Raw genomic sequence first — 26,057 nt, forward strand, 5'->3', positions numbered from 1 at the left:
CGACCCCGTGAGCGAACCCGCCCTCACCGCCGAAGTCTTGTTGCGCGCCTCGCCGCTGCCCGCGCTCGAAGCGCGCGTGCTGCTCATGCACGTGCTCGGCTGGCGCCGCACGCAGCTCATCACGCGCGGCGACGAACCGCTCGATGCCGCGCAGGTCGCTCGCTACCGCGCGCTGGAAACGCGCCGCGCCGCGGGCGAACCCGTCGCGCAGCTCGTGGGCGCGCGCGAGTTCTTCGGTCTCGACTTCGACGTGACGCCCGACGTGCTGATCCCGCGCCCCGAAACCGAGCTGCTGGTGGAAACGGCGCTGGCCGCGCTCGAAGGCGTCGCGCAGCCGCGCGTGCTCGATCTCGGCACCGGCAGCGGCGCGATTGCCGTGGCGATCGCCTCGGCGCGGCCCGACGCGCGCGTGTGCGCCGTGGACCGCTCGGCCGCCGCGCTCGCCGTGGCCGCGCGCAATGCGCAAAAACTGCTCGACGCGCAACGCCCCGGCGGCGCGCTCGCGTTCGCCGAAGGCAGCTGGTACGACGCGCTGGGTTCGGCGCAAGCCGCGCCGCGCTTCCACGCGATCGTGAGCAACCCGCCCTATATCGCGAACGGCGACCCGCATCTCGACCAGGGCGACCTGCGCTTCGAGCCGCGCGGCGCGCTCACCGACGAAGCCGACGGTCTCGACGCCCTGCGCGCGATCGTGGCCGGCGCGCCCGCGTATCTCGTGCCGGGCGGCGTCCTGTGGATGGAGCACGGCTACGATCAGGCTGCCGCGGTGCGCGCGCTGCTGACAAACGCCGGTTTCGCCGATGTGCGCTCGGAGCGCGATCTGGCGGGCATCGAGCGTATCAGCGGCGGGCGACTCGCGCAGTAGCGTCGCGAGTCGGCCGCTTCGGCGGCTCGGGAGCGCCCGGCCCGCGCAGGCGAAATCCGCTATCATTTCATCCTGCAATCCAACGTATTCCGCATCAATTCAAATCGCAAGGTCAGTCATGGACACCCAACAACGCATCAAGCAGATCGTCGACGAAAACGCCGTCGTCCTCTTCATGAAGGGCAACGCGCAGTTCCCGATGTGCGGCTTCTCCGGTCGCGCGGTGCAAATCCTGAAAGCCTGCGGCGTCGATCAGTTCAAGACCGTCAACGTGCTCGAGGACGACGAAGTCCGCCAGGGCATCAAGGAATTCTCGAACTGGCCGACCATTCCGCAGCTCTATGTGAAGGGCGAATTCGTCGGCGGCTCGGACATCATGATGGAGATGTACCAGAACGGCGAACTGCAGCAGCTGTTCACCGCGGCTTGAGGGTGTTTCGGCGTTCCGGCCCGCGCTGCGTAAGCGCGTGAGCGCAGGCCGGACGCGCCGCTCAATGCGGTGCCGATGCGGTGCTTCATGGTCGTGCTTCGTGGCCGCGCTTCGTGGCCGCGCTTCACGGCCGCGCCGCACCGCTCATTCACCTGTCTGCCGTTGCGCGCCTCGCGCGTCATCCGCGTTTTTCCCCGCCCGCTTATCTTCGTGAACCACATTGCCGCCACCCCGAACGCCACGGCGAACCCGCCGCGCCGGCTGATCGTCGCGATCACGGGCGCCACGGGCGCGATCTACGGCGTGCGCATGCTCGACATGCTGCGGCGCGTGGGCGGCGTAGAAACGCATCTGCTGGTTTCGGCGGCGGGCTGGCTCAACATCCAGCACGAACTGGCGCTGGGCAAAGACGATCTGCACGCGCGCGCCGACGTCGTGCATGCGGTGCGCGATGTGGGCGCCACGATCGCCTCGGGCTCGTTCGCGACCGACGGCATGATCGTCGCGCCCTGCTCGATGAAGACGCTCGCGAGCGTCGCGCACGGTCTCTCCGACAACCTCATCGCGCGCGCCGCCGACGTCACGCTCAAGGAGCGCCGCCGCCTCGTGCTGCTGGTGCGCGAAACGCCGTTCAACCTCGCGCATCTGCGCAACATGACGGCCGTGACGGAAATGGGCGGCGTGATCTTCCCGCCGCTGCCCGCGTTCTATAACCAGCCCGCCTCGATCGACGACATGGTCGATCACACCGTCGCGCGCGTGCTCGACCTGTTCGCGCTCGGCCCCGCGCTCGCGCGGGCATGGCAAGGGCTCGGCGGCGCAGCCGAATAACGGCCCGATTTCGCCTCGCCGATTATCAACATCGGCGACACAATCAATTCCGTTTCGCCTCGTTTAATTCCCCGCGGTGGGGTCTTATATTGATCGCAATCCCGTTATTTTTCGCGCGCCGAATTTAAAACCCGCGCGCCCCACGATCATGACCGACCGTACACCCACCCTGTTCATTTCCCACGGCGCGCCCACGCTGCCGATCGACCCGTCGATGCCGCGCGAAGGTTTCGTTTCGCTCGCGGACCACCTGCCGCGCCCGCAATCGATCCTGATGCTCTCGGCGCACTGGTACACGCAGCGCCCGGCGGTGAGCATCGCCACGCAGCCCGAAACGATTCACGACTTCTACGGCTTTCCGCGCGCGCTCTACGAGATCCAGTATCCGGCGCCCGGCGCGCCCGAAACGGCGCAACGCGCGGCGGCACTGCTGCGCGCGCAAGGCGTGCAGGTCGACGAGGAAGCGCACGGCCTCGACCACGGTGCGTGGGTGCCCATGCTGCTGATGTTCCCGAACGCCGACGTGCCCGTTGCGCAGCTCTCGATCCAGCCGCGCGCCGACGCCGCGCATCATTTCGCGCTCGGCCGCGCGCTGCGTGCGTTGCGCGACGAAGGCGTGATGGTGGTCGGTTCGGGCCAGATCACCCACAATCTGCGCGCCGCCGACTTCTCGGCGCGCCCCGAAGACGCCGATCCGCGCGTGACCGAGTTCACCGACTGGTTCGAGAATCACCTGGCCGCGCGTGATATCGACGCCTTGCTCGACTATCGCAAGCGCGCCCCGCACGCCGAGTACATGCACCCGACCGACGAGCATCTGCTGCCCGTGTTCGCCGCGCTCGGCGCCGCCGACGACGACTACACGCTCGGCGTGCAATCGCTCGGCACCTACCAGCGCGCGCTGGCCATGACGAACTACGTGTTCGGGAGCGCCGTGCAGTAATCATCGGCGTAATCATCGGCGCAATCATCTGCGCAATCGCCAGACGCAAAAAAGCCCGCCTGAATCGCTTCGGGCGGGCTTTTTCCCGACGCGCCGCGCTTGACGGCGCGGCACGCAGATTCGAACGCTTAGTGCGAACCGATGCCTTCGAGCACTTCGTCGTGTTCGTTGCGCTCTTCGAGGTACGGCGTACGGTAACCCGTATGCACGCCCCAGTAATAGAACACGAGCGAGAACAGCGCGACGACCAGCATGTCCCAGCCGTAGGGAATCAGGTCGCTGCCGCCGAACTGCTTGCTGCCGATCAGCGAGAGCACCGCCATCACCGGCAGGTAGGCAACCAGCCACCAGGCGGCCTTCAGGTCCGCGCCCCAGCCAGCGAAACCCTGCTTGGCCTGGAAGTAGAAGTACACCGGCAGCGCCACGACCATCAGCAGGATGATTTCGCCGGTCAGCGGCCACTTCGCCCAGTACAGGATGAGCGAGGCGCACACGAACGCGAACGGCGCGATCACCTTCATGAACGGCACGGTGAGCGGACGCTCGATGTCCGTGGCGGCGCGCTTGAGCGCCATCAGGCTGATCGGGCCGGTCAGGTACGAAATGACCGTGGCGACCGAGATCACCGCCGCGAGCGAGCTCCAGCCGCGGAAGAAGAACATGAAGATGAACGAGACGAGCAGGTTGAACCACATCGCCTGGCGCGGCACGCCGTAGAACGGGTGCACGTTGCCGAACATGGCCGGCATCGTGTTGTTGCGCTCCATCGCGTAGATCATGCGCGAGGTCGTGGCCATGTAGGTCGTGCCGGTGCCGCTCGGGCTCACGAAGGCGTCGACGTACAGCAGGATCGCGAGCCAGTTCAGGTTCAGCGCGATCGCGAGTTCCGCGAACGGCGACTTGAAGTTGAACGTGTTCCAGCCCTTCGCGACGTCAGCCGGCGAGACCGCGCCAATGTAGGCGACCTGCAGCAGCACGTAGATCACGAGTGCGCAGAGGATCGAGCCGATCACCGCGAACGGCACGCTCTTCGACGGATTGCGCGCTTCGCCCGCGAGGTTGATCGGGCTCTGGAAGCCGTTGAACGCGAACACGATGCCGCTCGTGGCGACCGCCGTGAACACCGCCGACCAGCCGTAGGGCGCGAACGTGCTCGACTCGCCGAAGTTCTCGTGGTGGAAGCCCGTGCTCATCAGGCCGATGATCGTGAGACCCGGAATGATGAACTTGAAGATCGTGATCGCGCTGTTGGCGCGCGCGAACAGCTTCACGCCCCAATAGTTCAGCATGAAGTACACGATCACGAGCAGCGCGGACAGTCCTAACCCGGAATGGGTTAATGACCCGTCGACGAATAACGCATGCGCCCAGTCGTAGGGCCACGTGCTCATATATTGAATGGAAGCTTCGGCTTCGATCGGGATCACCGAAACGATGGCGATCCAGTTCGCCCACGCGCTGATGAAACCCACCAGTGCGCCGTGCGAATAACGCGCGTAACGCACCATGCCGCCCGATTCCGGGAACATGGCGCCGAGTTCGGCGTAGGTGAGGGCAATGGCCAGAATGACCACGGCGCCGATGATCCACGCGCAGACGGCGGCGGGACCGGCGATTTTCGCGGCCTTCCATGCGCCGAACAGCCAGCCCGAACCGATGATCGACCCGAGGCCGGTGAACATCAGCGCAAACGGGCCGATGTTCCGTTGAATAGAACTTTTCACGTCTTCTCCTGTTTCAAGAGCAGCTCGACACCACGATATCCCGTCTGTTTTGCGGGCGGGTTTCCCTGTGGCAGTCGCACCTCCACACGATGGATTGCGCCTGTAGGCGCAACTTGTCGCGCGGCGCGTAGTTTAACGGTTGCACCGCGCGAAGGTCTCAAAAAAGTGCAGCCTAATACAAAAAAATCATTTGCTTATCAAGCTTTGTAAGGTTTTGTTTCGACCCTGCGCTAAAAAACTATGGACTTACCCTTATAGCTAGTTGACCTTCCTCGCAATTAGCCGTATAAAGTTCGGGCAGGATTTCAAGCGGCGAGTGTGAATAGGTCTTTCGTAGTTCGCCCATCAACGGTACTCCGGTTGGTCCCATACCCCTTCCTTGATTTTCATGCACCTCTCGGGCTTCGGCCTTCATTCATTTTTAGGAAAGTAATATGGAAACCGGTACCGTCAAGTGGTTCAATGACGCTAAGGGCTTTGGCTTTATCACCCCCGACGGCGGCGGCGAAGATCTGTTCGCGCACTTCTCGGAAATCAAGGTCGACGGCTTCAAGACGCTGCAAGAGAACCAAAAGGTTCAATTCGAAGTCCGTACGGGCCCGAAGGGCAAGCAAGCTGCCAACATCAAGCCGGTCTAAGACCTGAGCTTGTAGGCACTCCCGGCAAAACACGTTTCTGCCGGCAAGCTTACCGAAAAACCCCACGCTTCTCCTTGAAGGTGGGGTTTTTTATCGTCTGGCGATTTTACGCAGATCGTAGAAACCACCTGCGCGGGCCGCGCAATGCGGGCCAGCCAGGCGAAGTCAAACCGCCAAACTCATTGGCCCGGCGCATTTGCGCCGGCACCTTCAGCCGAACAAACGCTGTGCGTGAATACCCAAGCCCGTTGCCACGCTGGCGAGCCGGTCGCCGAACACCGCCTGCGAGCCGGGGAACGCCTCGGCGAGCGCCTGGGTCAGGAACACGAGGCCGGTCGAGCCGCCCGTGAAATAGAGCGCGCTCACTTCGCCGGGCGCCACGCCCGCGACCTGCACCGTATCGCGCGCGGCCTGCACGATGCGGCGCGTTTCCTCGTGCCCCGCCTCGACCAGTTGCGCGTCGTCGAACGCGAGGCGCAGGTCGGCTTCCACCGCTTCGAGATCGATCATCGTTTCGCCGCCCGCCGAGACGCCGATCTTCGCCTCCTCCGCGCGCGCCATCAGCGCATGACCGAGGCGCTGCTCCACCACGCGGATCAACCGGTCGTGCTGACGCGTGTTGGGGTAAAGGTGGCGCATCAGCTTGAGGTCGGCGGTGCGCTTGGGCGTGTAGATCGTGTTGATGAGGTGCCAGGTCGCGAGATCGAAATAAATGCGATTGGGCACTTCGCGGCCTTCCGGGTCGAGCGAGCGGTAACCCAGTTCGCTGAGGATGCTCGTGAGCTCCACGCGGCGGTCGAAGTCCGTGCCCGCGACGTGCACGCCGTGATGCGCGAGCACGTCGTCCTTACGCTCGAGGCGCGTCATGCGATCGGGCCCCACGCGCACGAGCGAGAAGTCCGAGGTGCCGCCGCCGATGTCGGCCACGAGCACGAGCCCTTCCTTCGTCAGACGCGATTCGTAGTCGAATGCCGCCGCGATTGGCTCGTACTGGAACTCGATCTCGCGAAAGCCCACGCCGCGCGCGGCGGCTTCGAGCTGATCCTGCGCGAGACGGTCGGCGCGCGGGTCTTCGTCGACGAAAAACACCGGGCGGCCCAGCACGGCGTGCGTGATCGGCGCACCCGCGCAACGCTCGGCGCTGCGCTTCAGGTGTTCGAGGAAGATCGCGATGATGTCCGTGTAGCGGATCGCGCTACCGTCGCCGAGATCGGTAGTGGTTTCCGCCAGCGACGAACCGAGAATGCTCTTCATCGAGCGCATCAGCCGCCCGTCGAAGCCGTCGATATAGGACGCGAGCGCGGAGCGGCCGAACTCGCGCGTGTGTTCGTCGACGTTGAAAAACACCGCCGTCGGCAAGGTCGTGTGAGCGCCTTCCACCGGCGCGAGGCGCATGGCGTCGCCGGCTGCGGCGGGCAGCGCCACCGCTGAATTGGACGTTCCGAAGTCAATCGCGCAAAAGCTGGTCATGGCAAAGGCGCGTCGCAGGGAACTGCGCACGCTCGAAAGGAAGGACGGGGGAGGACGGGCTTTGTATCACGAAAGCGCCGCGCCGGGCAACCGCAAGGCGCCGCCGGCCCCCGGATGCGCGAAGCACGCGGCGTGCCGCGCAAGGTGTGGCCAGTGCGCGGGCGGCGGCCCGCACGCGTGACGCCGTGCGCGCCGGTGCGATGACAGAATGATCGGCTTTCACGCATGCGCGATGCGACCCCGATGCCCGCATCGGCAGGCCGTCTCGCGTGCGTGGACGGCGCGCCATCAACGAAAAACGCGCGGACCTTGCCGCGCGTTGGGGTTCGCATGCGCGAGTGACGCTAAGCGCGGCCGCTCGACGCAACGACATCAGCCCTTGAAAGGCTGCTTCCAGGCGTTCTCGAAAGCGATTTCGCCGACGTTCGCGCGCGCGCGTTCCGCTTTCTCGCGGTCGCGCAGCACGGGTTCGAGCTTGTCCATGTCGCCGTAGTGGCCGATCGAGATGATCGCGAGCGGCTCCACGTCGTTCGGCAGGGCGAATTCGGTGCGGAAGGCGTTCACGTCGAAACCGCTCATCTGGTGCGCGGCGAGACCGAGTGCATGCGCCTGCAAGACGAGCGACATGGCCGCCGCGCCCGCGTCGTATTGCGCGGTGCGGTTCACGTCGCCCTTCGCGGTGAGCGTCTGGGCCGTGACGGCGATCAGCACCGGTGCGGGCGCGTTCCACTGCTGGTTGAACGGCACGAGCGTGTTGAAGGCGCGCTTGAACGCGGCTTCGTCGGCCGAGCGGTCGAACACGATGAAGCGCCACGGCTGCAGGTTATAGCCCGACGGCGCCCAGCGCGCCGCCTCGATCACCGCGTGCAGCGCCTCGCGGCTCACGGGTTCGCTCGAATACGCGCGCGGGCTCCAGCGGCCGGCGATCAGTTCATGGATGGGCACAGCGGTTGGTGCGGGTTTGTGCTTCGTCATGCCTCTGATGTCCTTGGTTGGCGGGCGCGTCGCCCGGGGGACACTAGCATAACCGCAGCCCGTGAAAAGCGCTCAACACGGGGGACGGCGTCGATGCGGCACGGTGCGTGGTTCGCGCGTCGTGCGCTCCGTCGTGCGCTCCGTCGGGCGCTCAATCGGGCGGCTGGCCGGGTGCCGAGGCCGGCGAGATGCGATCCGGTTGCCGCCCGCTCGCCCGGCCACTCAAGCCGCCGGCTGCACCCCCACGGCGCGCGGACGCCGATTGATACGCAGCACGAGCAGCGCCGCCACGAGACACAAACCACCCGAGATCATCGACGCCACCGTGTAGGTGCCGAGGCTCGAACGCAGCAGGCCCGCGCCATACGCGGCGAAGGCCGCGCCCAGTTGATGCCCCGCCACGACCCAGCCGAACACGATGGGCGCGCGCTCCTTGCCGTAGACGTCGGTGGCGAGACGCACGGTGGGCGGCACGGTCGCGATCCAGTCGAGGCCGTAGAACACCGCGAAGACCGGCAGACCGAAAAAGTCGATGCCGAACGCGTGCGGCAGATAGATGAGCGAGAGGCCGCGCAGCCCGTAGTACCAGAACAGCAGCACGCGGCTGTTGAAGCGGTCCGAGAGCCAGCCCGAGAGCGTGGTGCCGAACAGGTCGAAGATGCCCATCGTCGCGAGCAGCGAGGCGCCCTGCACTTCGGTCATGCCGTAATCGCCGCACATGGCGATCAGGTGCGTGCCCACGTAGCCGTTGGTGCTGGCGCCGCAAATGAAGAAGCTGAAGAACAGGAGCCAGAAGTCGCGGGTCTTGCTCGCCGAAAACAGTGCGTCGAAGGCGATCTTGAGCGGATTTTGCTGCGGCGCGGGCGGCGCGACCGGGGCATCGTGCGCCTCGCCGAACGGGCGCAGGCTCAGGTTCGCGGGCCGCTCGGGCAACAGGAGGATCACCGGCAGCACCACGACGGCGAGCGCCGCGGCCACCACGAACACGACCGGCTGCCAGCCGTATTTTTCGGCGATGGCGGCGAGGAACGGCAGGAACACGAGCTGCCCCGTGGCCGAACTCGCGGTGAGGATGCCCATCGCGAGGCCGCGATGCGTGGTGAACCAGCGCGTGACGATGGTGGCCGAGAGCGACAGCGCGGCCACGCCCGTGGCGCCGCCGACCATCACGCCCCACACGAGGATCATCTGCCACGGATGCGTCATCATCGACGAGAGCGCGACGCCCGCCGCCATCGTCACGAGCGCCGTGAGCAGCGTGGGCCGCACGCCGAAGCGCTGCATGGCCGCCGCCGCGAACGGGCCCATCAAGCCATAGAGCGCGATATTCACGGAGATCGCGAGCGAAATGGTCGCGCGGCTCCAGCCGAACTGGTGTTCGAGCGGAATCATCATCACGCTCGGCGTGGCGCGCGTGCCGGCCGCCGCCAGCAGCACGAAGAAGACCACCGCCACGACGACCCAGCCGTAATGGAAGCGCCCACCCAACCGTCTTGCTGCCCAGTTCATCTCTGCTCCTGATTGGCTCTGTTTCGACCGATCGCGATAGGCGCCGCCGCGCAACGTCGAAGACGCCGCCGACCACGCGCTCGATCGGGTTTCGCCGGAATTTTCGCCGGATTGTTACCGATCGGTCACAAATGTGTTGCGATAGTAGTGACCGCTCGGTAACATTGTCAAGCAATCCCCTCATCGCGAGATGTGCTTATGAACCACAAACGTCACGACGATACGCCCGCACCCGCCGCCAAACGGGCGCACACCGCCGGCGCGAGCGCGCGCGAACTGCTGCTGCGCGCCGCCGACGACCTGTTCTATCTCGAAGGCGTGCGCGCCGTCGGCATCGAGGCCGTGGTCGAGCGCGCGGGCGTCAACAAGATGAGCCTGTACCGCCAGTTCGCGTCGAAAGACGATCTCGTGGTCGCGTATCTGGAACGCTACGACGCGCGCTTCTTCGTGCGTTTCGACGAGAGTCTGGCAAAACATCCGGGCAAGCCGGCAAAACAGCTGCTGCAATATTTCGAAGATCTGGCGCAGCGCGCCTCGCAGCCGGGCTACCGCGGTTGCCCGTTCGTGAACGTGGCGACCGAATTCCCCGACGCTTCGCATCCCGCGCGGCTCAGCGTGAGCGCGCACAAGTCGAAGCTGATGGCGCGGCTTACCGCCCTTGCACAGGAGGCCGGCGCCGACGACCCGGCCGCGCTCGCCGATCAATTGGCGCTGTTGATCGAAGGCATTTACGCCGCGAGCCAGACCTACGGCCCCGGTTGCGGGCGCATTGCCGCCGCGCCGCGCACGGCGCGGGTGTTGATCGAATCGGCGTGCCCGGCGGTGGCCGTTTGATCTCGGTGCTCCCGTCGACATCGGACTGAAAAGCCGGGAATCTGCCGAACGCGCCTGCGACAGCCGCGCCGGCCGGCGATCGCCCGCGCGCCGGTAAAATAGCGCGATGACCGACGACGCCACCTCTGACGCCAACTCTGACGCCACCGCCCCCGCATCCGGCGCCCCGCCCGGGCACGCCGCCATTCTCGACGCGACGCGCCACTGGCTCACGCGCGCCGTGATCGGCCTGAACCTGTGCCCGTTCGCGAAGAGCGTGCACGTGAAGCAGCAGATTCGTTACGCGATTTGCGAGGCGCGCGATCTGGAAGGTGTCCTGATCGATCTCGAACGCGAACTGCAATTTCTCGCCGAGGCCAACCCCGATACGCTCGACACGACCCTGCTGATCGTGCCTCACGCGCTCGCGGATTTCGCCGATTTCAACGACGCGACCTGGTTTGCCGAACGGCTCGTGCAGCAATTGCGCCTGGAGGGCACGCTTCAGGTCGCGAGCTTTCATCCGCAGTTTCAGTTCGAGGGCACCGAGCCGGACGAGATCGAGAACTACACGAACCGCGCGCCGTATCCAATCCTGCATCTGCTGCGCGAGGCGAGCATCGAGCGCGCCGTGGCGGCCTTCCCCGACGCCGCCGACATCTACGAACGCAATCAGGAAACCTTGCGCAAGCTCGGCTTCGACGGCTGGCGCGAGTGGATGGCGCAGCGCGACTGACGCCGCGCGCGCCATCTGCCGCCTGCCGCTTTCCGCGTTTCGATTACCGCCTCGCGCGCTTTTACGCTTCCGAAGTCACCGCTTCGGAGGCGTCCTCGCCGGCTTCATCCACGAAAAACCGCTCGCGCATTTCGGCCAGCCCGAACGTGTCGAGAATCTCGTTGAGCCGCGCGGCCGGGCGCTTGCGCGGCAGATCCTTGTACTGGGCGATGATGAGTTCGTTCTTCATCGAGTGCTCCCAGCCCACCAGTTCCGTCACGCTCACCTGATAGCCGTGCGCCTCCAGTTGCAGGCAGCGCAGCACGTTGGTGATCTGGCTCCCAAATTCGCGCGTATGCAGCGGGTGGCGCCAGATTTCCGTGAGCGCCTGCCCGAGCGACTTGCCCTTGTTCCGGCGCAGCACGCCCGCCACTTCCGCCTGACAGCACGGCACCACGACGATAAAGCGCGCCTGCTTCTTGAGCGCGAAGCGAATGGCGTCGTCGGTGGCGGTGTCGCAGGCGTGCAGCGCCGTGACCACGTCGACCTGCGGCGGCAGTTGCGACGAGGTAATCGATTCGGCCACCGAAAGATTCAGGAACGACATGCCGCCGCCGAAACCGAGGCGCGTGGCGAGTTCCTGCGAGCGCGCCACGAGTTCGTCGCGCGTCTCAATGCCGAAGATATGTGACCTGTCGCGCTGATCCTTGAAGAACAGGTCGTAGAGAATGAAGCCCAGATAAGACTTGCCGGCGCCGTGATCGACGAGCGTGACGTCGCGGCCGTCCTCTTTCAGTTCTTTGAGAAGGGGCTCGATGAACTGGAACAGGTGATAGACCTGCTTGAGCTTGCGGCGGCTATCCTGGTTCATCTTGCCGTCGCGCGTGAGGATATGCAGCTCTTTGAGCAGTTCGATCGACTGGTTCGGGCGGACTTCGTAGTTCTTGCTGGACATCGGCGTATTCAGGGGAGCAATGGCACATGTCGCGAAACGTGCGACAGATGACAGAAGGGACTGCGTCTATCTGTCATTTTACGGAAAAAGCTGGACGAGGCCGTCGAACCGAAAAGAGCGGCTGTTGTCGTACTAACGTCCGCCACGCTGACCCACGTGCGGACGGCAGGGAGGGGTTGATTAGAAGAGACACGAGGATTTTTTGTCCCCGATGCCCAGAAAGGACCAAACAAGTGGCGCGACCGACCGGCTATGTCCCGGTTGAGCGCGTAATGGGAGGTCGCACCGGGATCGCCGGTTGCGATGAATCAGGCCGGCGTAGCTTTGCTACGCAACAGCGTGCGACGCGGCACGGCCTTGCATGGGGCATGCAATGAATACGATACCCGACGGAAATGCAGAGCAGAAATTCCAGGAACTGCTGACGAAACTGGTCCAGGTTCCCGACTGGACGGAAAAGCAGCAACTGGAACTGGAAATGGCGCGCGACATCTCGCTGGAGATGCTGCGCGTAGCGGAAACCATGCGCGACGGCGCGGCCGATCTCGAAACCTGCCTGATCTTGCTGAAGTACGCCAAGGTGCTCGATTTCGTGATGTCGGCGCTCGCCTCGCGACGCGACATCAAACCGCAAACCTTGCGCGTGATCTTCAAGCTCGCCGGCCTCAAGGTCGACGAGGCCTACCCAGGGTAGCGCGCGGATCATTCCGCCGATCAACCGATCCACCGCCTCGCTTCTTTCACTGGCTGGACCCGGCAGCGTTCGATCTCGCTCGCCGAAGCTCGACTCCCGCCGTCTCGTCATCCTGCACGAGCCGCGCGGGAAGCTCGAACCACGGGCCGTCATGGCAACCTGCTTGCCAGCGGCCCGCTTCTACGCTTGCCTTCCACACCGTCCCGCCGCGCCCTCCCTGATCGCCCTACTCTGCCCGCGCCTTGAGCCGCCACAGCGACGTGATTTCCGCCGCGCGCGCGCGATGCAACGGATCGCCGGGGTCCGTGGCCTTGGGATGACGCGGACGAATGTCCTCGCGCCCCACCACCTCCAGCCCCGCCTCCACGATCCAGCCGACCAGCGCTTCGCGGGTGCGCAGCCCGAGATGTTCCGCGAAGTCGGACAGAATCAGCCAGCCCTCGCCGCCCGGCTCGAGATGATCCTTCAGGCCGTCCAGAAAGCCGCGCAGCATGCGGCTCTCAGGATCGAACACGGCATATTCGATGGGCGATGCGGGCCGCGCCGGCACCCATGGCGGGTTGCAGACCACGAGCGGCGCCCGGCCCGGCGGGAACAAGTCCGCTTCCTGTACCTCGACCTGCGACGCATAACCCAGCCGCGCGACGTTTTCCTTCGCGCACGCCAGCGCGCGCGCGTCCTGATCCGTGCCGATCACGCGCTTCACGCCGCGCGATGCGAGCACCGCCGAGAGCACGCCCGTGCCCGTGCCGATGTCGAACGCCAGTTCCTCCGAGGGCAACGGCGTGCGCGCGACGAGATCCACGTATTCGCCCCGCACCGGCGAGAACACGCCGTAGTACGGATGAATGACCGCACCGCCGAGCGCCGCGACAGGGACGCCCTTCTTGCGCCATTCGTGCGCGCCGATCAGCCCGAGAATCTCGCGCAACGACGCCACCGAAGGCTCGCCGTCCGGCGCGCCCCACGCTTCTTCGCAGGCGGCCCGTACGTCAGGCGCCCGGCGCAGCTCGATGCCGAAATCGCCTTCGAGCGGGATCAGCACCATGCCGAGCGTGCGCGCCCGCTGCGACTGCGCCTGCCGGTGCAAATGGAAGGCTTCGGCAGGCGAGGCCGCCGCTTTGGGCGCCGCGCCGCCTTTGCGCGGCTTGCGTTCGGCGCGGCGAGCCATGGCCTGCAGCAGCTGGCGCGCGTTCTGGTAGTCGCCGCGCCACAGCAACGCGGTGCCTTCGCAGGCGAGCCGGTAAGCCGTGTCGGCGGTTGTGGTGTCGTCGGCGATGACGACGCGCTTCGGCGCGGGCACGCCCGCTTCGGAGCGCCAGCGCACGGTGCGCGGGCCTTCGGTGTCGGGCCAGGTGAGTGTGGATTGGTCGGTCATGGTCGATTGAGTGCGGCGGCTTTCCGTTAGCGGGCGCGAGCCTGTCGTGCCGGGCGGCCCGCCTGGGCGGCGCCACGTGGGCGCCCTCGCTTTAGCGGCGCGCCATCATATAGCAGAGCAGTGCCGCGCGGTCCGCTGCGTTGCGTTGCAGGGTGCTGAGGGCGATCATCGCGCAGCCGCCAACGCGCGTCGAGCCGGCCAAACGGCATAGGACGAATCCACGCGCGAACGGCGTTGCGAAGGCTCGCCGGGCCGCCTGTAGAATGTCCCGCCGAATTTCGCTTTATACGCTCCGGCTTCGCTTCACGTTACGTTTCCCGTTTCGTTTTCCGCCGCCGACGCGCCACCACGCCGCCATGTCCGACACGCTCACGCCGATCCGCCCACGCAAGCCGCGCACGCAGCGCGCCCGCGCGGCGCTCGACGGCGGCTTCTACGCCGGGCTGCTGCACCTCGCGGGCTTGCGCGAAAGCGTAACGGGCACGCGGCGCGGCATCGAGCGGCACGAACCGTCCGCGCGCGTAAGCGGCACGCTGATCGAACTCGCGCTCGAGCGCATTGCTGCGCAGACGCCATCGCCAGCCGCGACATCGCTCGACGAGGCGCAACGGTTCGCGCTCGCGCTGCGTATAGGCATCGCGTGGCTCAGCCGGCTCGTTTTGCTCAAAGTGCTCGAAACGCGTTGCGTCGCGCTGCACGACGACAACCCCGCCTGTGCGTTCCTGAATGCGCGCACGCTCGGCTCGTTTCGCGATCTCGGCGCGCTTTGCGAAGCCGTATTCGGTCACGGCGATGGCAATCGCGATGGCAACCGCGACGCGCGCTTCGCTCATCTGCCGCGCCTCGGCGCCGCGCTGATCGACACCGGCCTCGACGCGCGCCTTATCGACATGAGCACGCTCGACGACGCCGCCAGCTTGCCGCGCTGCGCGCACGACACCGCTGGCGAAACGCCCCTGCTCGCCGGTTTGCTCGACTTTTTCGCGGCGTTCGACTTCTCGACCGGTGTCGCGCACGTCGCGTCGTCGGCGCGGCCGTGCATCGACGCCGCCGCGCTCGGCCTCGTCTTCGAAAAGCTCAACGGCTATCGCGACGGCGCGTGGTACACGCCCGCCAGCGTCGCGATGGAACTCGCGCGCGCGGCCGTCACGCGCGCGGTGCTCAGCGCATTCAATCGTGCGCTGGGCAAGCAGTACGACAGCGTCGATCAACTAAACGCTCGACTGAACGCTCAGCGATCCGAAGCGATTTTCGATCGCGACGCCGCGCGCGCCATCTTCGACGCGATCCGCGTGTGCGATCCCGCCGTGGGCTCGGGGCACCTGCTGGTATCCGCGCTCAACGAATTGCTCGCGCTCAAGGCGCGATTCGGCCTGCTCGAAGGGCTCGGCGACAGCGCGCTCACGATCGTGGCGGACCGGCTTCGCGTCACGCGCGCGAACGGCGAGCCGCTTTGCGCGCGGCGCGATCGCGAGGCGTTGCGCACGCTCGACGCGATGCTGTACCGCGAGAAACGCCGCCTCATCGAACAGTCGCTGTTCGGCGTGGATATCGACGCCGACTCCGTGGGCATGGCGCGCGTGCGGCTCGCGATCGAACTGCTCGAACACGCCGATTTCACCGAGCGCTTGCCCGAGCTCGCGGCGAATCTCAAGCAAGGCAATGCGGCGTTGAGCGATGTCGATGTTGCGAACGCCGCCGATACCGCGGCGCCTGCGCACGACGACCGCGGCATCGCGTTCTCGTGGCGCCGCGCCTTTCCCGCGCTGTTCACGCAAAACGGGCACGCGGCGGGCGCGAACGGCTTCGACGCCGTGATCGCCAATCCGCCCTATATCGATTCCGAGCGCATGATCAACGCCGGGCAGAAGCCGCTGCGCGACGCGCTCGCGCGGCGCTGGCCGAGCGCGAAAGGCAACTGGGATCTCTACGTCGTCTTCATGGAACTGGGTCTCGCGCTGCTGAAACCGGGCGGCGCGATGGCGTACCTCACGCCCGACAAATGGCTCGCGAAACCGTTCGGCGAGGCGTTTCGCGCGCGGCATCTGCGCAAGATCGAGCGCATCGTCGCGCTGGGGCGCGGCGTGTTCGACGAGGCGCGCGTCGACGCCATCGTGACGATCTTTCGCGCGGAGGATCTCGATACGCTGAGCACCGCGCGGCTCGACGGCACGACGCTTGCCGAACTCACGCGCGTGAACAAGACGGCGCTCGCCGCGCCGTGGACGCTCGACGCGCTGCTCTCGCCGCATTACGCGTTCGCGCGGCGCCTCGCGCTCGCGCATCCGGCGCTCGGCACGCTGCTCGGTTGCGAGAATGCCTGCGCGACCGCCGACGCGTATCGCCTCGCGCCGCTCATCGAAGAAGCCGAAGAGAACGTCGATTTCGCGCGCCACTATCGCGTGGTGAACACGGGCACGCTCGCGCATTACGTGTCGCGCTGGGGCGCGAAACCGATGACTTATCTGGGCCGGCAATATCGGGCGCCGGTCGTCGATCGCGCGCGCTTCGCCGCGACCTTCGCGAACGGCTATCGCGCGAAAGCGGACGCGAAGAAGGTGATCGTCAAAGGGCTCACGCGGCTCGACGCGGCGCTCGATCTCGCCGGCGACACGATCCCCGGCAAGACCACGCTGATCCTGCGCAGCCACGACGAGGCCGTGCTCAAGTTCGCGGCCGCGCTGCTCAACTGCCCGCTCTCGGGATTCCTGATTCGCGCGCAGTACGGTGCCTCGAGCTACAACGGCGGCGTGGCGTTCACGAAGGCGATGATCGACGCGTTGCCCGCGCCCGGCGATCCCGCGTTACGCGCGCGCATCGTGGCGCTCGTCGACCGTTTGCTGGCGTTCGCGCGCGCGCATGAGCCAGCGTGCGCGCAGGCGATCGCCCGCGAAATCGACATGGCGATCTATGTGGCGTTCGGGCTGACGGCAGCGGAGATCGACGTGGTGGAGAAGCGGGGGTGAGGCGGCGGGCGTAATGGATTTCTAGGCCGCAAAACGAAAAAGGGTTACCGCAGGAATGCGATAACCCTTCTCGAATGTTTGGTGCCGGCTGCAGGAATCAAATTTTGCCCTGCAATCGCCGTCAGGTAAAGCTCTGAAGGAATCTACAATGATTTGTACCAACAAAAATACCAACAAAAAAAATTGTTGTTTATTTGCTTTAGACGCTAGGCCGGCATTTGACAACGTGGGCTTGCTCACAGTTTTCGCTATCCCACCGCATTTAGAATCGCCGTCCATAGACCAAGGTCAACGAAGCTAGCTAACAACGGCTTCGCGCCGACAGATAACGACAACGGAGATCATCCATGAACAAAATCCTTCTTGCACTTTTCTGCTTCGCCAGCGTCGCGCCAGTCGCCCACGCGCAAGATTCCCAAAAGCCAGAAGTCGCGTTTGCAAATACCCTCTTCGGTATCGCGCACCAGTGTCAGTTTCAATACGGTCTGGACCGTAGCCTACAGGACCAAGCACGATCATATGGACAAGCCGCGCCCGATGCGACCGAGTCACTTGTCTCGTGCTATCGGGCGGGCAAGACTGATGGCAAAGCGGCGTTCGATGCAATAACAAGCCGACCGCACAACGCACAGATTAAGGCTGATATCAAAATGGCCTATGCAAGCTGGCTAACTTGGATGGACGCAATTGGCCGAGCCAATGAAGAGGAGTCGCCGCCCGCGCAACGCGACTTCGAAAAGTCAGCGAACATTTTGAAAGTCGATGTGGAAACCGACTAGCTGGCGGCCCGCATTCTCCGTGAGAACGCACCTCCAGAGACACGCCGATTCGAAACAAAATTGAAACTTGCTGCAAATCGCTTCCATCGCTCAGGGCCTTCGTCAGCAACGGATTACTTGTCGCGAAGGACACCCTGAGTGAATGCCTACCTACGCACCGGAGTTAACAAAGTTCACTCGCCCGCGAGGCATGCGACTCACAAAGCTATCCAAATGCTCTTGCAACGAGATCGTTGACGGCATCTGTAAGCGGCTGGATGCCCACACCTCGTCTCTGTGCGAGTTGAAGCGCTGATTGAAGCACGGCTGCTCGGTCATCCGTTGGCATCGCAATAATGAAGCCACGTAGCGCTCTGCTTGCTCGTGACAACGACCTATCGTTGTTGCGCTTGTCACTCGCCAGCCAAGCGTCAAATTTCTTGAAGAACGCATCTAGAGTTGACTCGGAAACGGTCAAGCGCACATGCCGGCGCTCGCCATACTGGTTGTCGGATGTTTCAAAATTGACCCCGAGGTAGTCAAACCCTCCCGCGCACGTTACCTCTCCTCTTTCGATTGAACCAAGCTGCAGCGGCCCAACTGGATGCTCTACCAAATTGGATCGGTAGCGGGAGACTTTGGCATCGACATCCTCAGGCGAATACCCCAAAATCAACGCGTTATCGGCGTATGGGAATACGTCTTCTATCCCCGCGAATGCACTTTCGAGGAGATAGTATGCAATGAGGGGCGACGAGGCCGCTCCTTGAAGCAGAGCCAGCGGGCGACGGGCAGCAACGCTACACGACGCTATAGAGGGCGGAGCACCGTTGCTTTGAGCCCGTGCCCAGTCCTCAGGTCGCATACACACCGTGTTTTCCAGAACCTGCCGTGTCAGCGGCAGAATCTGGGTGGCTCGGCGTAAGTCCACAGAATCGAAAAACGCTTTTACATCCACACTCGCGTAATGGCTGATCGCGGGATCGCCTAGTGCTTCCCTAACCTCGTATAGGCCAGGCACGCGGCCCCCGTCGTTCAGCATCTGCTTCCACAACCGCGCCGCAATAAGCGGCTCCAGCGCCTGCTTAACCAACACGTGCCGCGCGCGCATGCTTGGCCCGAACCTCCAAGTCAGACGCTTCGCCCCGTCAGCTTTTGGAACGTATTTCGGTACGCGGGATTCCGCAGAGGGCCAACCCGGATGCAGCTTGCGCCTTAGCTCTTCGCCGCGCCCGTCCCAGTGGCTGACGAAGCTGTGCTCCCAATTTGAGCCGCGAGGTTCGCCTTGACTGAATACCTGGCGAAGTGCCAACAATTGGGTGTCATCGGAGGCCAGATAACGCCCTACCGCAACACACAACTGTTTCAAGCCTCGACCGTCCCGCGCGAGCAATGCGGCTTTCTCAATGTCGCCGCGTAGCACGCGCTGGTGAAAAAGAGCCTCACGCCTCCATTTCCGATAGCCAGGCGGCAGCTTATGCGCTGGCCGGGGGGCGCTTCGCGATGCCGCAACAAACAAATGCGCGGAGGACGTAGATCGCGCAAACCTTGCCTGAATTTTCGCCATGATTATTCGCCCGCGTACGGAGGGCGTGACTCCATCCAAGCATCAATTTCCGATGCACGCCAAGCGACTGCCCGCACGCCAATGCGGACCGGTCCTGGAAAGCAGCCGTCTTTTACCAGACGGTAAACGGTGGCGCGTGACAGGCCCACGCGTGCCATAACAATAGGCAAGCGCAACAAGCGTTCTGCAGAAGGTTGAGTCATCTTGACGCCTCGTGACTGTTTATAAGACGGGTCAATAGTGCGTCAATGTGCAAGCCTAGCGTTAGGCTAAACCCCCCACCTGAAATAAGGGCGGGCTTTTGCCTCTATTCGGTTCCACTGTTCGTCCCACGGTTGCCGCCGACGATGCCGCCCGTAACTCCTGCGCGCAGTCCTTACGGCTCGAATAACGACGCTAGGATCGCCTAACGGATCAGGGAGAATGCCCTCCAATAGGTCGTTAAAATCCTTGATAGCTCGCACCTGCGGCACCTGCCCATAGGTCAGCCACCACGCCCGAATCAAGGCCATCGCACAGATACGAGGAAACGACATCGGGCGCCCGTTTTGTCCGTGCGCAGCAGCTTCTTTACTCGCAAATGCCCCGAGCAGCGTTTCAGGCCCGCTCTTTCGTGTCCGCCTTGATCCAATGCGCTTCGGGTCGGTAGCGACTTCGCTTGGGAGCGGAATTTCGGTCAATAGCTCGATCCAATGCTTCACGTTTTGCGCGAGTATGGAATTTGAGTATTCGCTTTGGTACGCAACCGCTTGCAATTTGTGCAAGGAGGCTATCGTGGAGTTGAATTGTTTCTGTAGGGGATCGAGCGCGCTAGCATTCCCCGATTGGACGGCCTGAAGGCGCGAAGCCAGCAAAACGACAAAATGGCGGGCTAGTTGCTCTGAATTGCGAACGCGTGCTCGCGCGCGTCGAATGCGCCTATGTTGGTTCCGGCAACCTGGGGCGGCGCGCTCCTCTTCATTTCGCTCGCGCGCCCATTTCTCGAAGTGAAGTGCTTGCCAATCCGGTCTCTCGGACGAAAAGCTGCGCAAGCTCACTTGTGCGGAGGTGCCGTAGCTCAAGAGATGATCGGGCAACGAGCACATCGTCACACCCGCTGCGTCGCCTGTTTTGTTTGCAACGCGTTTCAAAGTGCTGCCGCCCTTGCTGCCGATCCCGCCGACGTGCGCGCTTTGTGCTCCAATCCATCCAGCAAATCAGCCCATGCTTGCATCATCCTGCGCCGCTCCGGCAGATATTGCGCTCGATTGTAGCTATCACGCACCTTGTCTTTTGGACGATGCGCAAGCTGACGCTCGATATGATCCGCGTTGAAACCGCGCTCATTCAAGATTGTCGATGCCGTTGTACGGAAACCGTGACCGGTCACGCGCCCGTGATATCCCATTCGATAGAGCGCGAAAAGAATCGTATTTTCGCTTATGGGGCTAGTCGCCTTTGTTCTTCCGGGGAAAACCAAACCCTCCCCACCAGTCAGCGCATGGAGGCGGCGCAACACCGAAACGGCCTGAGTCGAAAGCGGAACAATATGCCCTTCGCGCATTTTCATCCGCTCCGCTGGAATACGCCATTCCCCAGCGGCAAAGTCAATCTCTGCCCAAGTTGCCCCGCGTAATTCGCCAGTTCTGACGAAAGTGAGCATCAGGAGTCGGATCGCAAGGCCGGTTTGCTCTTCGCCGTCATAGCTCGAAAGCCTGCCCAGGAACTCGGGTAGCTCGCTTTCTTTAAATGCCTTGTAGTGAGTAACGGGCACGGTCGTAAGCTGCCCGCTGAGCCGTGCCGCTGGATTTACTTCGACCAAGCCGCCAGCGCATGCGAAGTCAAACACAGCAACGCATCGCTGCAGCACGCGGTGAGCAATCTCGTGCGCGCCCCTAGCTTCTACCTTTCGAATTGCAGCCAAGATATCGCTTCGCGAGATTGCACCCACGGCTTTTGTCCCGAACGCAGGAAAAAGGTCACGCTCCATAGAACTAAGGATTTTCGCGCCGTGATTATCTGACCACTTCAGCTTTCTCGTGTTGTGCCACTGGCGGGCCACAACTTCGAAGGTATTTTGCTGAGCGGCTAGCCGGCGTTGATCTACGTCCGCGCGATGGGACACGGGATCAATGCCCGCCTTGACAAGTTTTTTTGCCGAATCTCGACTCTCGCGCGCTTCCGCCAGCGTCACTTCTGGATAAACGCCAATGGCAAAAGTCTTCTGGCGGCCTGCCAATCGGTAAGCTAGACGCCAGTATTTCGCGCCAGTTGGCAACACATACAAGTACATGCCTCCAGAGTCGGAGACCTTGTAGGGTTTTTCGCGCGCCTTGAGGCCGCGAACGGCAGCGTCTGTCAGGAGGGGCATAGGCCGGTACCAACACTCGATCATGCGGTGCCAACGAATATACCATCACCTTCCTGAGATTTTCTGGAGTATCCTAAGACAGCTTGAGATGAAAAAAAGCCCGCAAACCGTTGCCGGCGCGGGCTTTTGAGACGACTTGCGATATTGCGAGACTTGAATGTGGTGCCGGCTGCAGGACTCGAACCCGCCACCTGATGATTACAAATCAACTGCTCTACCAGATGAGCTAAGCCGGCGTAGCCCGCTATTCTACCTTACTTCACGATCTTGAGGTGACCCTTGCCGCCGCCCTTGTTACCGCCGTCGTCGTCCTTGTCGGTGGTGCGTGCGGCGCTCGGCGCAACGGGTTCGACCGCCGGTTCGTCGTGCGCTTCCTGCGCGCCAACGTCTTCGTGATCTTCGGAATTGAGCACGTCGTCGGCGTCACCGGGCGGCGCTTCAACGGGGAACGCCATGCCCTGGCCGTTCTCGCGCGCGTAGATCGCGAGCACGTTCGGCACCGGCACCTCGATGCGATGCGACTTGCCCGAGAAGCGCGCGTGAAACTCGATCATCTCGTTGCCCATCTGCAACTGGCTCGTGGCCTCGAAGCTGATGTTCAGGACGATCTCGCCGTCGCGCACGAACTGGCGCGGCACGCGCGTGCGGTTGTCGACCCGCACCGCGATGTGCGGCGTGAAGCCGTTGTCCGTGCACCATTCGTACAGCGCACGCAGCAGATACGGCTTGGTGGAAATTTCTTGCATCAACGATCCTTTCGCGAGGCGGCGCCCACATCCACGCCGTGCACGCCGCCCCTGTGACCCGAAACCACCGGGGAACAGCTTAGCGGCGCATGACCTTTTCGGACGGCGTGAGCGCTTCGATGTAGGCCGGACGGCTGAAGATGCGCTCGGCGTACTTCATGAGCGGCGCGGCGTTCTTCGAGAGTTCGATGCCGTAGTGGTCGAGGCGCCACAGGAGCGGCGCGATCGCGACGTCGAGCATCGAGAACTCTTCGCCCAGCATGTACTTGTTCTTCAGGAAGATCGGCGCGAGCTGCGTGAGGCGGTCGCGGATCGCGAGGCGCGCCTTCTCGTGGTTCTTCTCGGCGGCCTTGCCCTTCTCGTTTTCGAGCGTACTCACGTGCACGAACAGTTCTTTCTCGAAGTTGAGCAGGAACAGGCGGGCGCGCGCGCGCTGCACCGGGTCCGCCGGCATCAGCTGCGGGTGCGGGAAGCGCTCGTCGATGTACTCATTGATGATGTTCGACTCGTACAGAATCAGGTCGCGTTCGACCAGAATCGGCACCTGACCGTACGGATTCATCACGGCGATGTCTTCCGGTTTGTTGAACAGGTCGACGTCGCGGATTTCGAAGTCCATGCCCTTTTCGAACAACACCAGCCGGCAGCGCTGGGAGAACGGGCAGGTAGTGCCGGAGTACAGAACCATCATGATTTACATTTCCTCAATAAACCCAAAAGGCCAGCAGGCGAAAAACCGCCTGACGGCTGAACCGTCAGACGGTTTCTCGTCGCACCGCCCCACGTCGGTCAGGACGTGATTATTTGATATCTTTCCAGTACGCGGCGTTCAATCGCCACGCGAAAAAGCTCAGGATGCCGAGGAACAAAAGCACCCACACGCCAAGCTGCTTGCGGGTTTTCTGCTCCGGCTCCGACATCCAGCCGAGGTATGCCACCAGGTCGGCCACGTCAGCATCATAATCCACCGGTGAAAGCTTCCCCGGCGTGACGACCTGATACCCCGCGAAGCGACGAACCTTTTCCCCGCTTTCCTCGTCCGTCGTTTCCTCGAACTTCGCCGTGCGCACGCCCTGCAACTGCCACAGCACATGGGGCATGCTCACATTCTCAAACACCAGATTGTTCCAGCCGGTCGGCCGCGTGTCGTCACGGTAGAAGCTGCGCAGGTACGTGTACAGCCAGTCGCGCCCGCGCGCCCGCGCTTCGACGGAGAGGTCCGGCGGCGCCACGCCGAACCACGACTTCGCGTCGTCCGGGCGCATTGCGATGGACATCGTGTTGCCGACCTTGTCGGTCGTGAACAGCAGATTATCTTCGATTTGCTTCTGCGGAATGCCGAGATCCTGCAGGCGGCTGTACCGCATCAGGCTCGCACTATGGCAGTTCAGGCAATAGTTTACAAACAATTGGGCGCCGTGCTGCAGCGAAGCAAGATTTTCGCCGTTATCGGGAGCGCGGTCGAGCGGAATGTTTTCCTGCGCAGCTACGGATCCGACCCCAAACGTGAAAATCAGCGCCAGCGCGGCCATGGCGCGGCGCACGCTCGCCCGCGCGAGCGTCGAAAACTGAGAGTGTCCCGTCATGTCTTCCTCGCTCGTCGATTAATGGGGCTTGAAGCGCACGCGCTCGGGCGGCTGCTTGAAGGTGCCAAGCGGCGTCCAGAACGGCATGCCGAGGAAGAAAGCGAAGTAGACGAGCGCGCACACCTGCGCGATCAGTGTGGCCGCGGGCGAAGGCGGTTTCGTGCCGAGGAAGGCGAGCGTGAGGAACGCGAACACGAAGATGCCGAGAAACACCTTGTGGAACAGCGGCCGGTAGCGGATCGACTTCACCGGCGCGCGGTCGAGCCACGGCAGGAAGAACAGCGAGACCACGGCCGTGCCCATCACCACCACGCCCCAGAACTTCGACTCCGTGAACGCCATCGCCAGAATCACGAGCACCGCCAGCACCGGCAGCCCGACGCGCCACTTGCCGCGCGCGCGCCAGAGCGCGTACAGGCCGAGCAGCGCGATCACGATCATCAGCACGATCTTGAACGGGTCGGTGGTCGCGCGCAGCATCGCGTAGAACGCCGTGAAGTACCAGACCGGCGCGATCTCGGGCGGCGTCTGCAGCGGGTTGGCCGGCACGAAGTTGTTCGACTCCAGGAAGTAGCCGCCCATTTCCGGCGCGAAGAACACGATCGCCGCGAAGATCATCAGGAAGATGCACACGCCCATGAAGTCGTGCACGGAGTAATAGGGATGGAACGGAATGCCGTCGAGCGGAATGCCGTTCGCGTCCTTCTTCTCCTTGATCTCAATGCCGTCCGGGTTGTTCGAGCCGACTTCGTGCAGTGCGACGATATGCGCCACCACCAGCCCGATCAGCACGAGCGGGATCGCGATCACGTGGAACGCGAAGAAGCGGTTGAGCGTGACGTCGGAGACCACGTAGTCGCCGCGAATCCACAGCGACAGGTCCGGGCCGATAAACGGAATCGCCGAGAAGAGATTCACGATCACCTGCGCGCCCCAGAACGACATTTGCCCCCACGGCAGCAGATAGCCGAAGAACGCCTCGGCCATCAGGCACAGGAAGATCGCGCAGCCGAAGATCCACACGAGTTCGCGCGGCTTGCGGTACGAGCCGTACATCAGCCCGCGGAACATGTGCAGATACACGACCACGAAGAACATCGAGGCGCCCGTGGAGTGCATGTAGCGGATCAGCCAGCCCCACGGCACCTCGCGCATGATGTACTCGACCGACGCGAACGCGAGCGTCGAGTCGGGCTTGTAGTTCATCGTGAGAAAGATGCCGGTGACGATCTGGTTCACCAGCACGAGCAGCGCGAGCGAGCCGAAGAAGTACCAGAAGTTGAAGTTCTTCGGCGCGTAGTACTCGGAAACGTGCGCCTTCCATGTCGCGGTCAGCGGAAAGCGCTTGTCGATCCAGCCCTGCAGACCGGAGCCGCTGGACGTTTCCACCACTTCCTTGTCGGTTCCCGTCGCCATCACGCTTCTCCTTTTTCGTCCTTGCCGATCACGATCTGCGTCGGGGACGTGAACATGTACGGAGGAATGTCGAGGTTCTGCGGTGCGGGCTTGTTCTTGAACACGCGCCCGGCGAGATCGTAGGTGGAACCGTGGCAGGGGCAGAGGAAGCCGCCCGGCCAGTCGTCGGGCAGATTCGGCTGCGGACCTTCCTGGAAACGCGCCGTGGGCGTGCAGCCCAGATGCGTGCACACCGCCACGGCCACCAGGATGTTCTGGTGCTCGGCGCGCGAGCGGAATTCGTTCTTGCAGTACTCCGGCATCGGCATCGAAAACGGATGCTCGGAGTGGGGATCGGCCAGTTCGGGGTCGGCCTTCTTGCAGTCGGCCAGCATGCGCTCGGTGCGGTTGAGGATCCACACCGGCTTGCCGCGCCACGCCACCGTCATGAGCGTGCCGGGCTGCAGATTGGTGATGTCGACTGCGACGGGCGCGCCAGCGGCGCGTGCTTTTTCGGATGGTGCAAACGAGCCTACGAACGGTACGACGGTGGCCACGCCTCCGATGCCACCCGCTACGGACGTCGCAATCAGCCAGGTTCGGCGGCTGCCATCGACGCGGTCATTCTCTTTATCTCGCATCACATCGCCCCACTTCTGAGTTGGATTTTTCCGTCACGCCAGCTTACCCGCGATACTGCCGAACGCTAGTTTGCGCGAATGGAGTTGGCATTTACAAGGGGCGATCTC

At 63.6% G+C, this 26,057-nt stretch carries 24 protein-coding genes and 1 tRNA gene; 10 read left to right on the forward strand and 15 right to left on the reverse strand.

Annotated elements, in window-relative coordinates; all coding sequences use genetic code 11:
• The first annotated feature begins 7 nt into the window (after window positions 1-7).
• The 4 genes from prmC to FAZ98_RS12390 all read left to right on the forward strand — a co-directional run bounded on the left by prmC (window position 8) and on the right by FAZ98_RS12390 (window position 3,069).
• On the forward strand, window positions 8-865 hold the full coding sequence (gene prmC / locus FAZ98_RS12375; RefSeq protein ID WP_158951484.1) for a peptide chain release factor N(5)-glutamine methyltransferase: 858 nt from the start codon (window positions 8-10) through the stop codon (window positions 863-865).
• A 118-nt stretch (window positions 866-983) separates the two neighbouring features.
• Window positions 984-1,295: a Grx4 family monothiol glutaredoxin gene (grxD, locus tag FAZ98_RS12380; protein WP_158951485.1), complete on the forward strand. Its 312-nt coding sequence runs from the start codon at window positions 984-986 to the stop codon at window positions 1,293-1,295.
• A 210-nt stretch (window positions 1,296-1,505) separates the two neighbouring features.
• A complete protein-coding gene (locus FAZ98_RS12385; protein ID WP_325072341.1) occupies window positions 1,506-2,126 on the forward strand; it encodes a UbiX family flavin prenyltransferase in 621 nt (206 codons plus the stop codon).
• Between the two features lie 148 nt (window positions 2,127-2,274).
• Window positions 2,275-3,069: a DODA-type extradiol aromatic ring-opening family dioxygenase gene (locus tag FAZ98_RS12390; RefSeq protein WP_158951487.1), complete on the forward strand. Its 795-nt coding sequence runs from the start codon at window positions 2,275-2,277 to the stop codon at window positions 3,067-3,069.
• 128 nt (window positions 3,070-3,197) lie between these two features.
• Here the strand turns inward: FAZ98_RS12390 and FAZ98_RS12395 are convergent, their stop codons facing one another.
• The gene (locus FAZ98_RS12395) at window positions 3,198-4,793 is read right to left on the reverse strand and encodes an APC family permease (RefSeq protein WP_158951488.1); all 1,596 of its coding nucleotides are present in this window, start codon (window positions 4,791-4,793) and stop codon (window positions 3,198-3,200) included.
• Window positions 4,794-5,227: 434 nt separating this feature from the next.
• On the opposite strand from FAZ98_RS12395, the gene FAZ98_RS12400 reads away from it, so the two are divergent.
• Window positions 5,228-5,431: a cold-shock protein gene (locus FAZ98_RS12400; protein WP_027797379.1), complete on the forward strand. Its 204-nt coding sequence runs from the start codon at window positions 5,228-5,230 to the stop codon at window positions 5,429-5,431.
• A 210-nt stretch (window positions 5,432-5,641) separates the two neighbouring features.
• Here the strand turns inward: FAZ98_RS12400 and FAZ98_RS12405 are convergent, their stop codons facing one another.
• From FAZ98_RS12405 to FAZ98_RS12415, 3 genes are all read right to left on the reverse strand, one after another.
• Window positions 5,642-6,901 (reverse strand): Hsp70 family protein, encoded by a 1,260-nt coding sequence (locus FAZ98_RS12405; RefSeq protein ID WP_158951489.1) that lies wholly within the window; start codon window positions 6,899-6,901, stop codon window positions 5,642-5,644.
• Between the two features lie 372 nt (window positions 6,902-7,273).
• Window positions 7,274-7,876: a nitroreductase family protein gene (locus FAZ98_RS12410; RefSeq protein ID WP_158951490.1), complete on the reverse strand. Its 603-nt coding sequence runs from the start codon at window positions 7,874-7,876 to the stop codon at window positions 7,274-7,276.
• Between the two features lie 222 nt (window positions 7,877-8,098).
• Window positions 8,099-9,385, reverse strand: coding sequence for an MFS transporter (locus tag FAZ98_RS12415; RefSeq protein WP_158951491.1), 1,287 nt, complete (start codon window positions 9,383-9,385; stop codon window positions 8,099-8,101).
• 198 nt (window positions 9,386-9,583) lie between these two features.
• On the opposite strand from FAZ98_RS12415, the gene FAZ98_RS12420 reads away from it, so the two are divergent.
• Together FAZ98_RS12420 and FAZ98_RS12425 are read left to right on the forward strand one after the other, a co-directional pair.
• On the forward strand, window positions 9,584-10,219 hold the full coding sequence (locus FAZ98_RS12420) for a TetR/AcrR family transcriptional regulator (protein ID WP_158951492.1): 636 nt from the start codon (window positions 9,584-9,586) through the stop codon (window positions 10,217-10,219).
• Between the two features lie 106 nt (window positions 10,220-10,325).
• A complete protein-coding gene (locus FAZ98_RS12425; protein WP_158951493.1) occupies window positions 10,326-10,934 on the forward strand; it encodes a DUF1415 domain-containing protein in 609 nt (202 codons plus the stop codon).
• Window positions 10,935-10,995: 61 nt separating this feature from the next.
• Here FAZ98_RS12425 and FAZ98_RS12430 read toward each other — a convergent pair whose 3' ends face one another.
• On the reverse strand, window positions 10,996-11,868 hold the full coding sequence (locus tag FAZ98_RS12430; RefSeq protein WP_158951494.1) for a class I SAM-dependent methyltransferase: 873 nt from the start codon (window positions 11,866-11,868) through the stop codon (window positions 10,996-10,998).
• A 373-nt stretch (window positions 11,869-12,241) separates the two neighbouring features.
• On the opposite strand from FAZ98_RS12430, the gene FAZ98_RS12435 reads away from it, so the two are divergent.
• Window positions 12,242-12,562, forward strand: coding sequence for a type II toxin-antitoxin system HicA family toxin (locus tag FAZ98_RS12435; protein WP_158951495.1), 321 nt, complete (start codon window positions 12,242-12,244; stop codon window positions 12,560-12,562).
• A 226-nt stretch (window positions 12,563-12,788) separates the two neighbouring features.
• On the opposite strand, the gene FAZ98_RS12440 is transcribed toward FAZ98_RS12435, so the two are convergent.
• Window positions 12,789-13,940 (reverse strand): methyltransferase, encoded by a 1,152-nt coding sequence (locus FAZ98_RS12440; protein ID WP_158951496.1) that lies wholly within the window; start codon window positions 13,938-13,940, stop codon window positions 12,789-12,791.
• Window positions 13,941-14,092: 152 nt separating this feature from the next.
• Here FAZ98_RS12440 and FAZ98_RS12445 point away from each other — a divergent pair, with 152 nt between their 5' ends.
• Together FAZ98_RS12445 and FAZ98_RS12450 are read left to right on the forward strand one after the other, a co-directional pair.
• Entirely contained in the window at window positions 14,093-16,906 is a 2,814-nt protein-coding gene (locus FAZ98_RS12445; RefSeq protein ID WP_158951497.1) for a type IIG restriction enzyme/methyltransferase, read from the forward strand.
• 347 nt (window positions 16,907-17,253) lie between these two features.
• Window positions 17,254-17,685 carry a hypothetical protein gene (locus FAZ98_RS12450; RefSeq protein WP_158951498.1) on the forward strand — a complete coding sequence of 144 codons (432 nt, stop codon included), beginning with the start codon at window positions 17,254-17,256 and terminating at the stop codon, window positions 17,683-17,685.
• Between the two features lie 205 nt (window positions 17,686-17,890).
• On the opposite strand, the gene FAZ98_RS12455 is transcribed toward FAZ98_RS12450, so the two are convergent.
• The 9 genes from FAZ98_RS12455 to petA form a co-directional block, all read right to left on the reverse strand.
• Window positions 17,891-19,231 carry an RNA-dependent RNA polymerase family protein gene (locus FAZ98_RS12455; RefSeq protein ID WP_158951499.1) on the reverse strand — a complete coding sequence of 447 codons (1,341 nt, stop codon included), beginning with the start codon at window positions 19,229-19,231 and terminating at the stop codon, window positions 17,891-17,893.
• 2 nt (window positions 19,232-19,233) lie between these two features.
• A complete protein-coding gene (locus tag FAZ98_RS12460) occupies window positions 19,234-19,434 on the reverse strand; it encodes a helix-turn-helix transcriptional regulator (RefSeq protein WP_158951500.1) in 201 nt (66 codons plus the stop codon).
• A 923-nt stretch (window positions 19,435-20,357) separates the two neighbouring features.
• Window positions 20,358-21,581: a tyrosine-type recombinase/integrase gene (locus FAZ98_RS12465; RefSeq protein WP_158951501.1), complete on the reverse strand. Its 1,224-nt coding sequence runs from the start codon at window positions 21,579-21,581 to the stop codon at window positions 20,358-20,360.
• Window positions 21,582-21,741: 160 nt separating this feature from the next.
• A tRNA-Thr gene (locus tag FAZ98_RS12470) sits at window positions 21,742-21,817 on the reverse strand.
• A gap of 18 nt (window positions 21,818-21,835) precedes the next feature.
• Window positions 21,836-22,327: a ClpXP protease specificity-enhancing factor gene (locus FAZ98_RS12475; protein ID WP_158951502.1), complete on the reverse strand. Its 492-nt coding sequence runs from the start codon at window positions 22,325-22,327 to the stop codon at window positions 21,836-21,838.
• Window positions 22,328-22,406: 79 nt separating this feature from the next.
• A complete protein-coding gene (locus tag FAZ98_RS12480) occupies window positions 22,407-23,018 on the reverse strand; it encodes a glutathione S-transferase N-terminal domain-containing protein (RefSeq protein WP_027797364.1) in 612 nt (203 codons plus the stop codon).
• Window positions 23,019-23,127: 109 nt separating this feature from the next.
• Complete coding sequence (locus FAZ98_RS12485) at window positions 23,128-23,859, reverse strand: cytochrome c1 (protein ID WP_158951975.1); 732 nt, start codon at window positions 23,857-23,859, stop codon at window positions 23,128-23,130.
• A gap of 72 nt (window positions 23,860-23,931) precedes the next feature.
• Entirely contained in the window at window positions 23,932-25,329 is a 1,398-nt protein-coding gene (locus tag FAZ98_RS12490) for a cytochrome b (protein ID WP_158951503.1), read from the reverse strand.
• Window positions 25,329-25,949, reverse strand: a complete 621-nt coding sequence (gene petA, locus FAZ98_RS12495) for a ubiquinol-cytochrome c reductase iron-sulfur subunit (protein ID WP_158951504.1) — start codon at window positions 25,947-25,949, stop codon at window positions 25,329-25,331. The genes FAZ98_RS12490 and petA overlap by 1 nt, the downstream gene beginning before the upstream one ends.
• Window positions 25,950-26,057: the final 108 nt, after the last annotated feature.

It is taken from the genome of Paraburkholderia acidisoli, from assembly GCF_009789675.1.
Taxonomy (GTDB): domain Bacteria; phylum Pseudomonadota; class Gammaproteobacteria; order Burkholderiales; family Burkholderiaceae; genus Paraburkholderia; species Paraburkholderia acidisoli.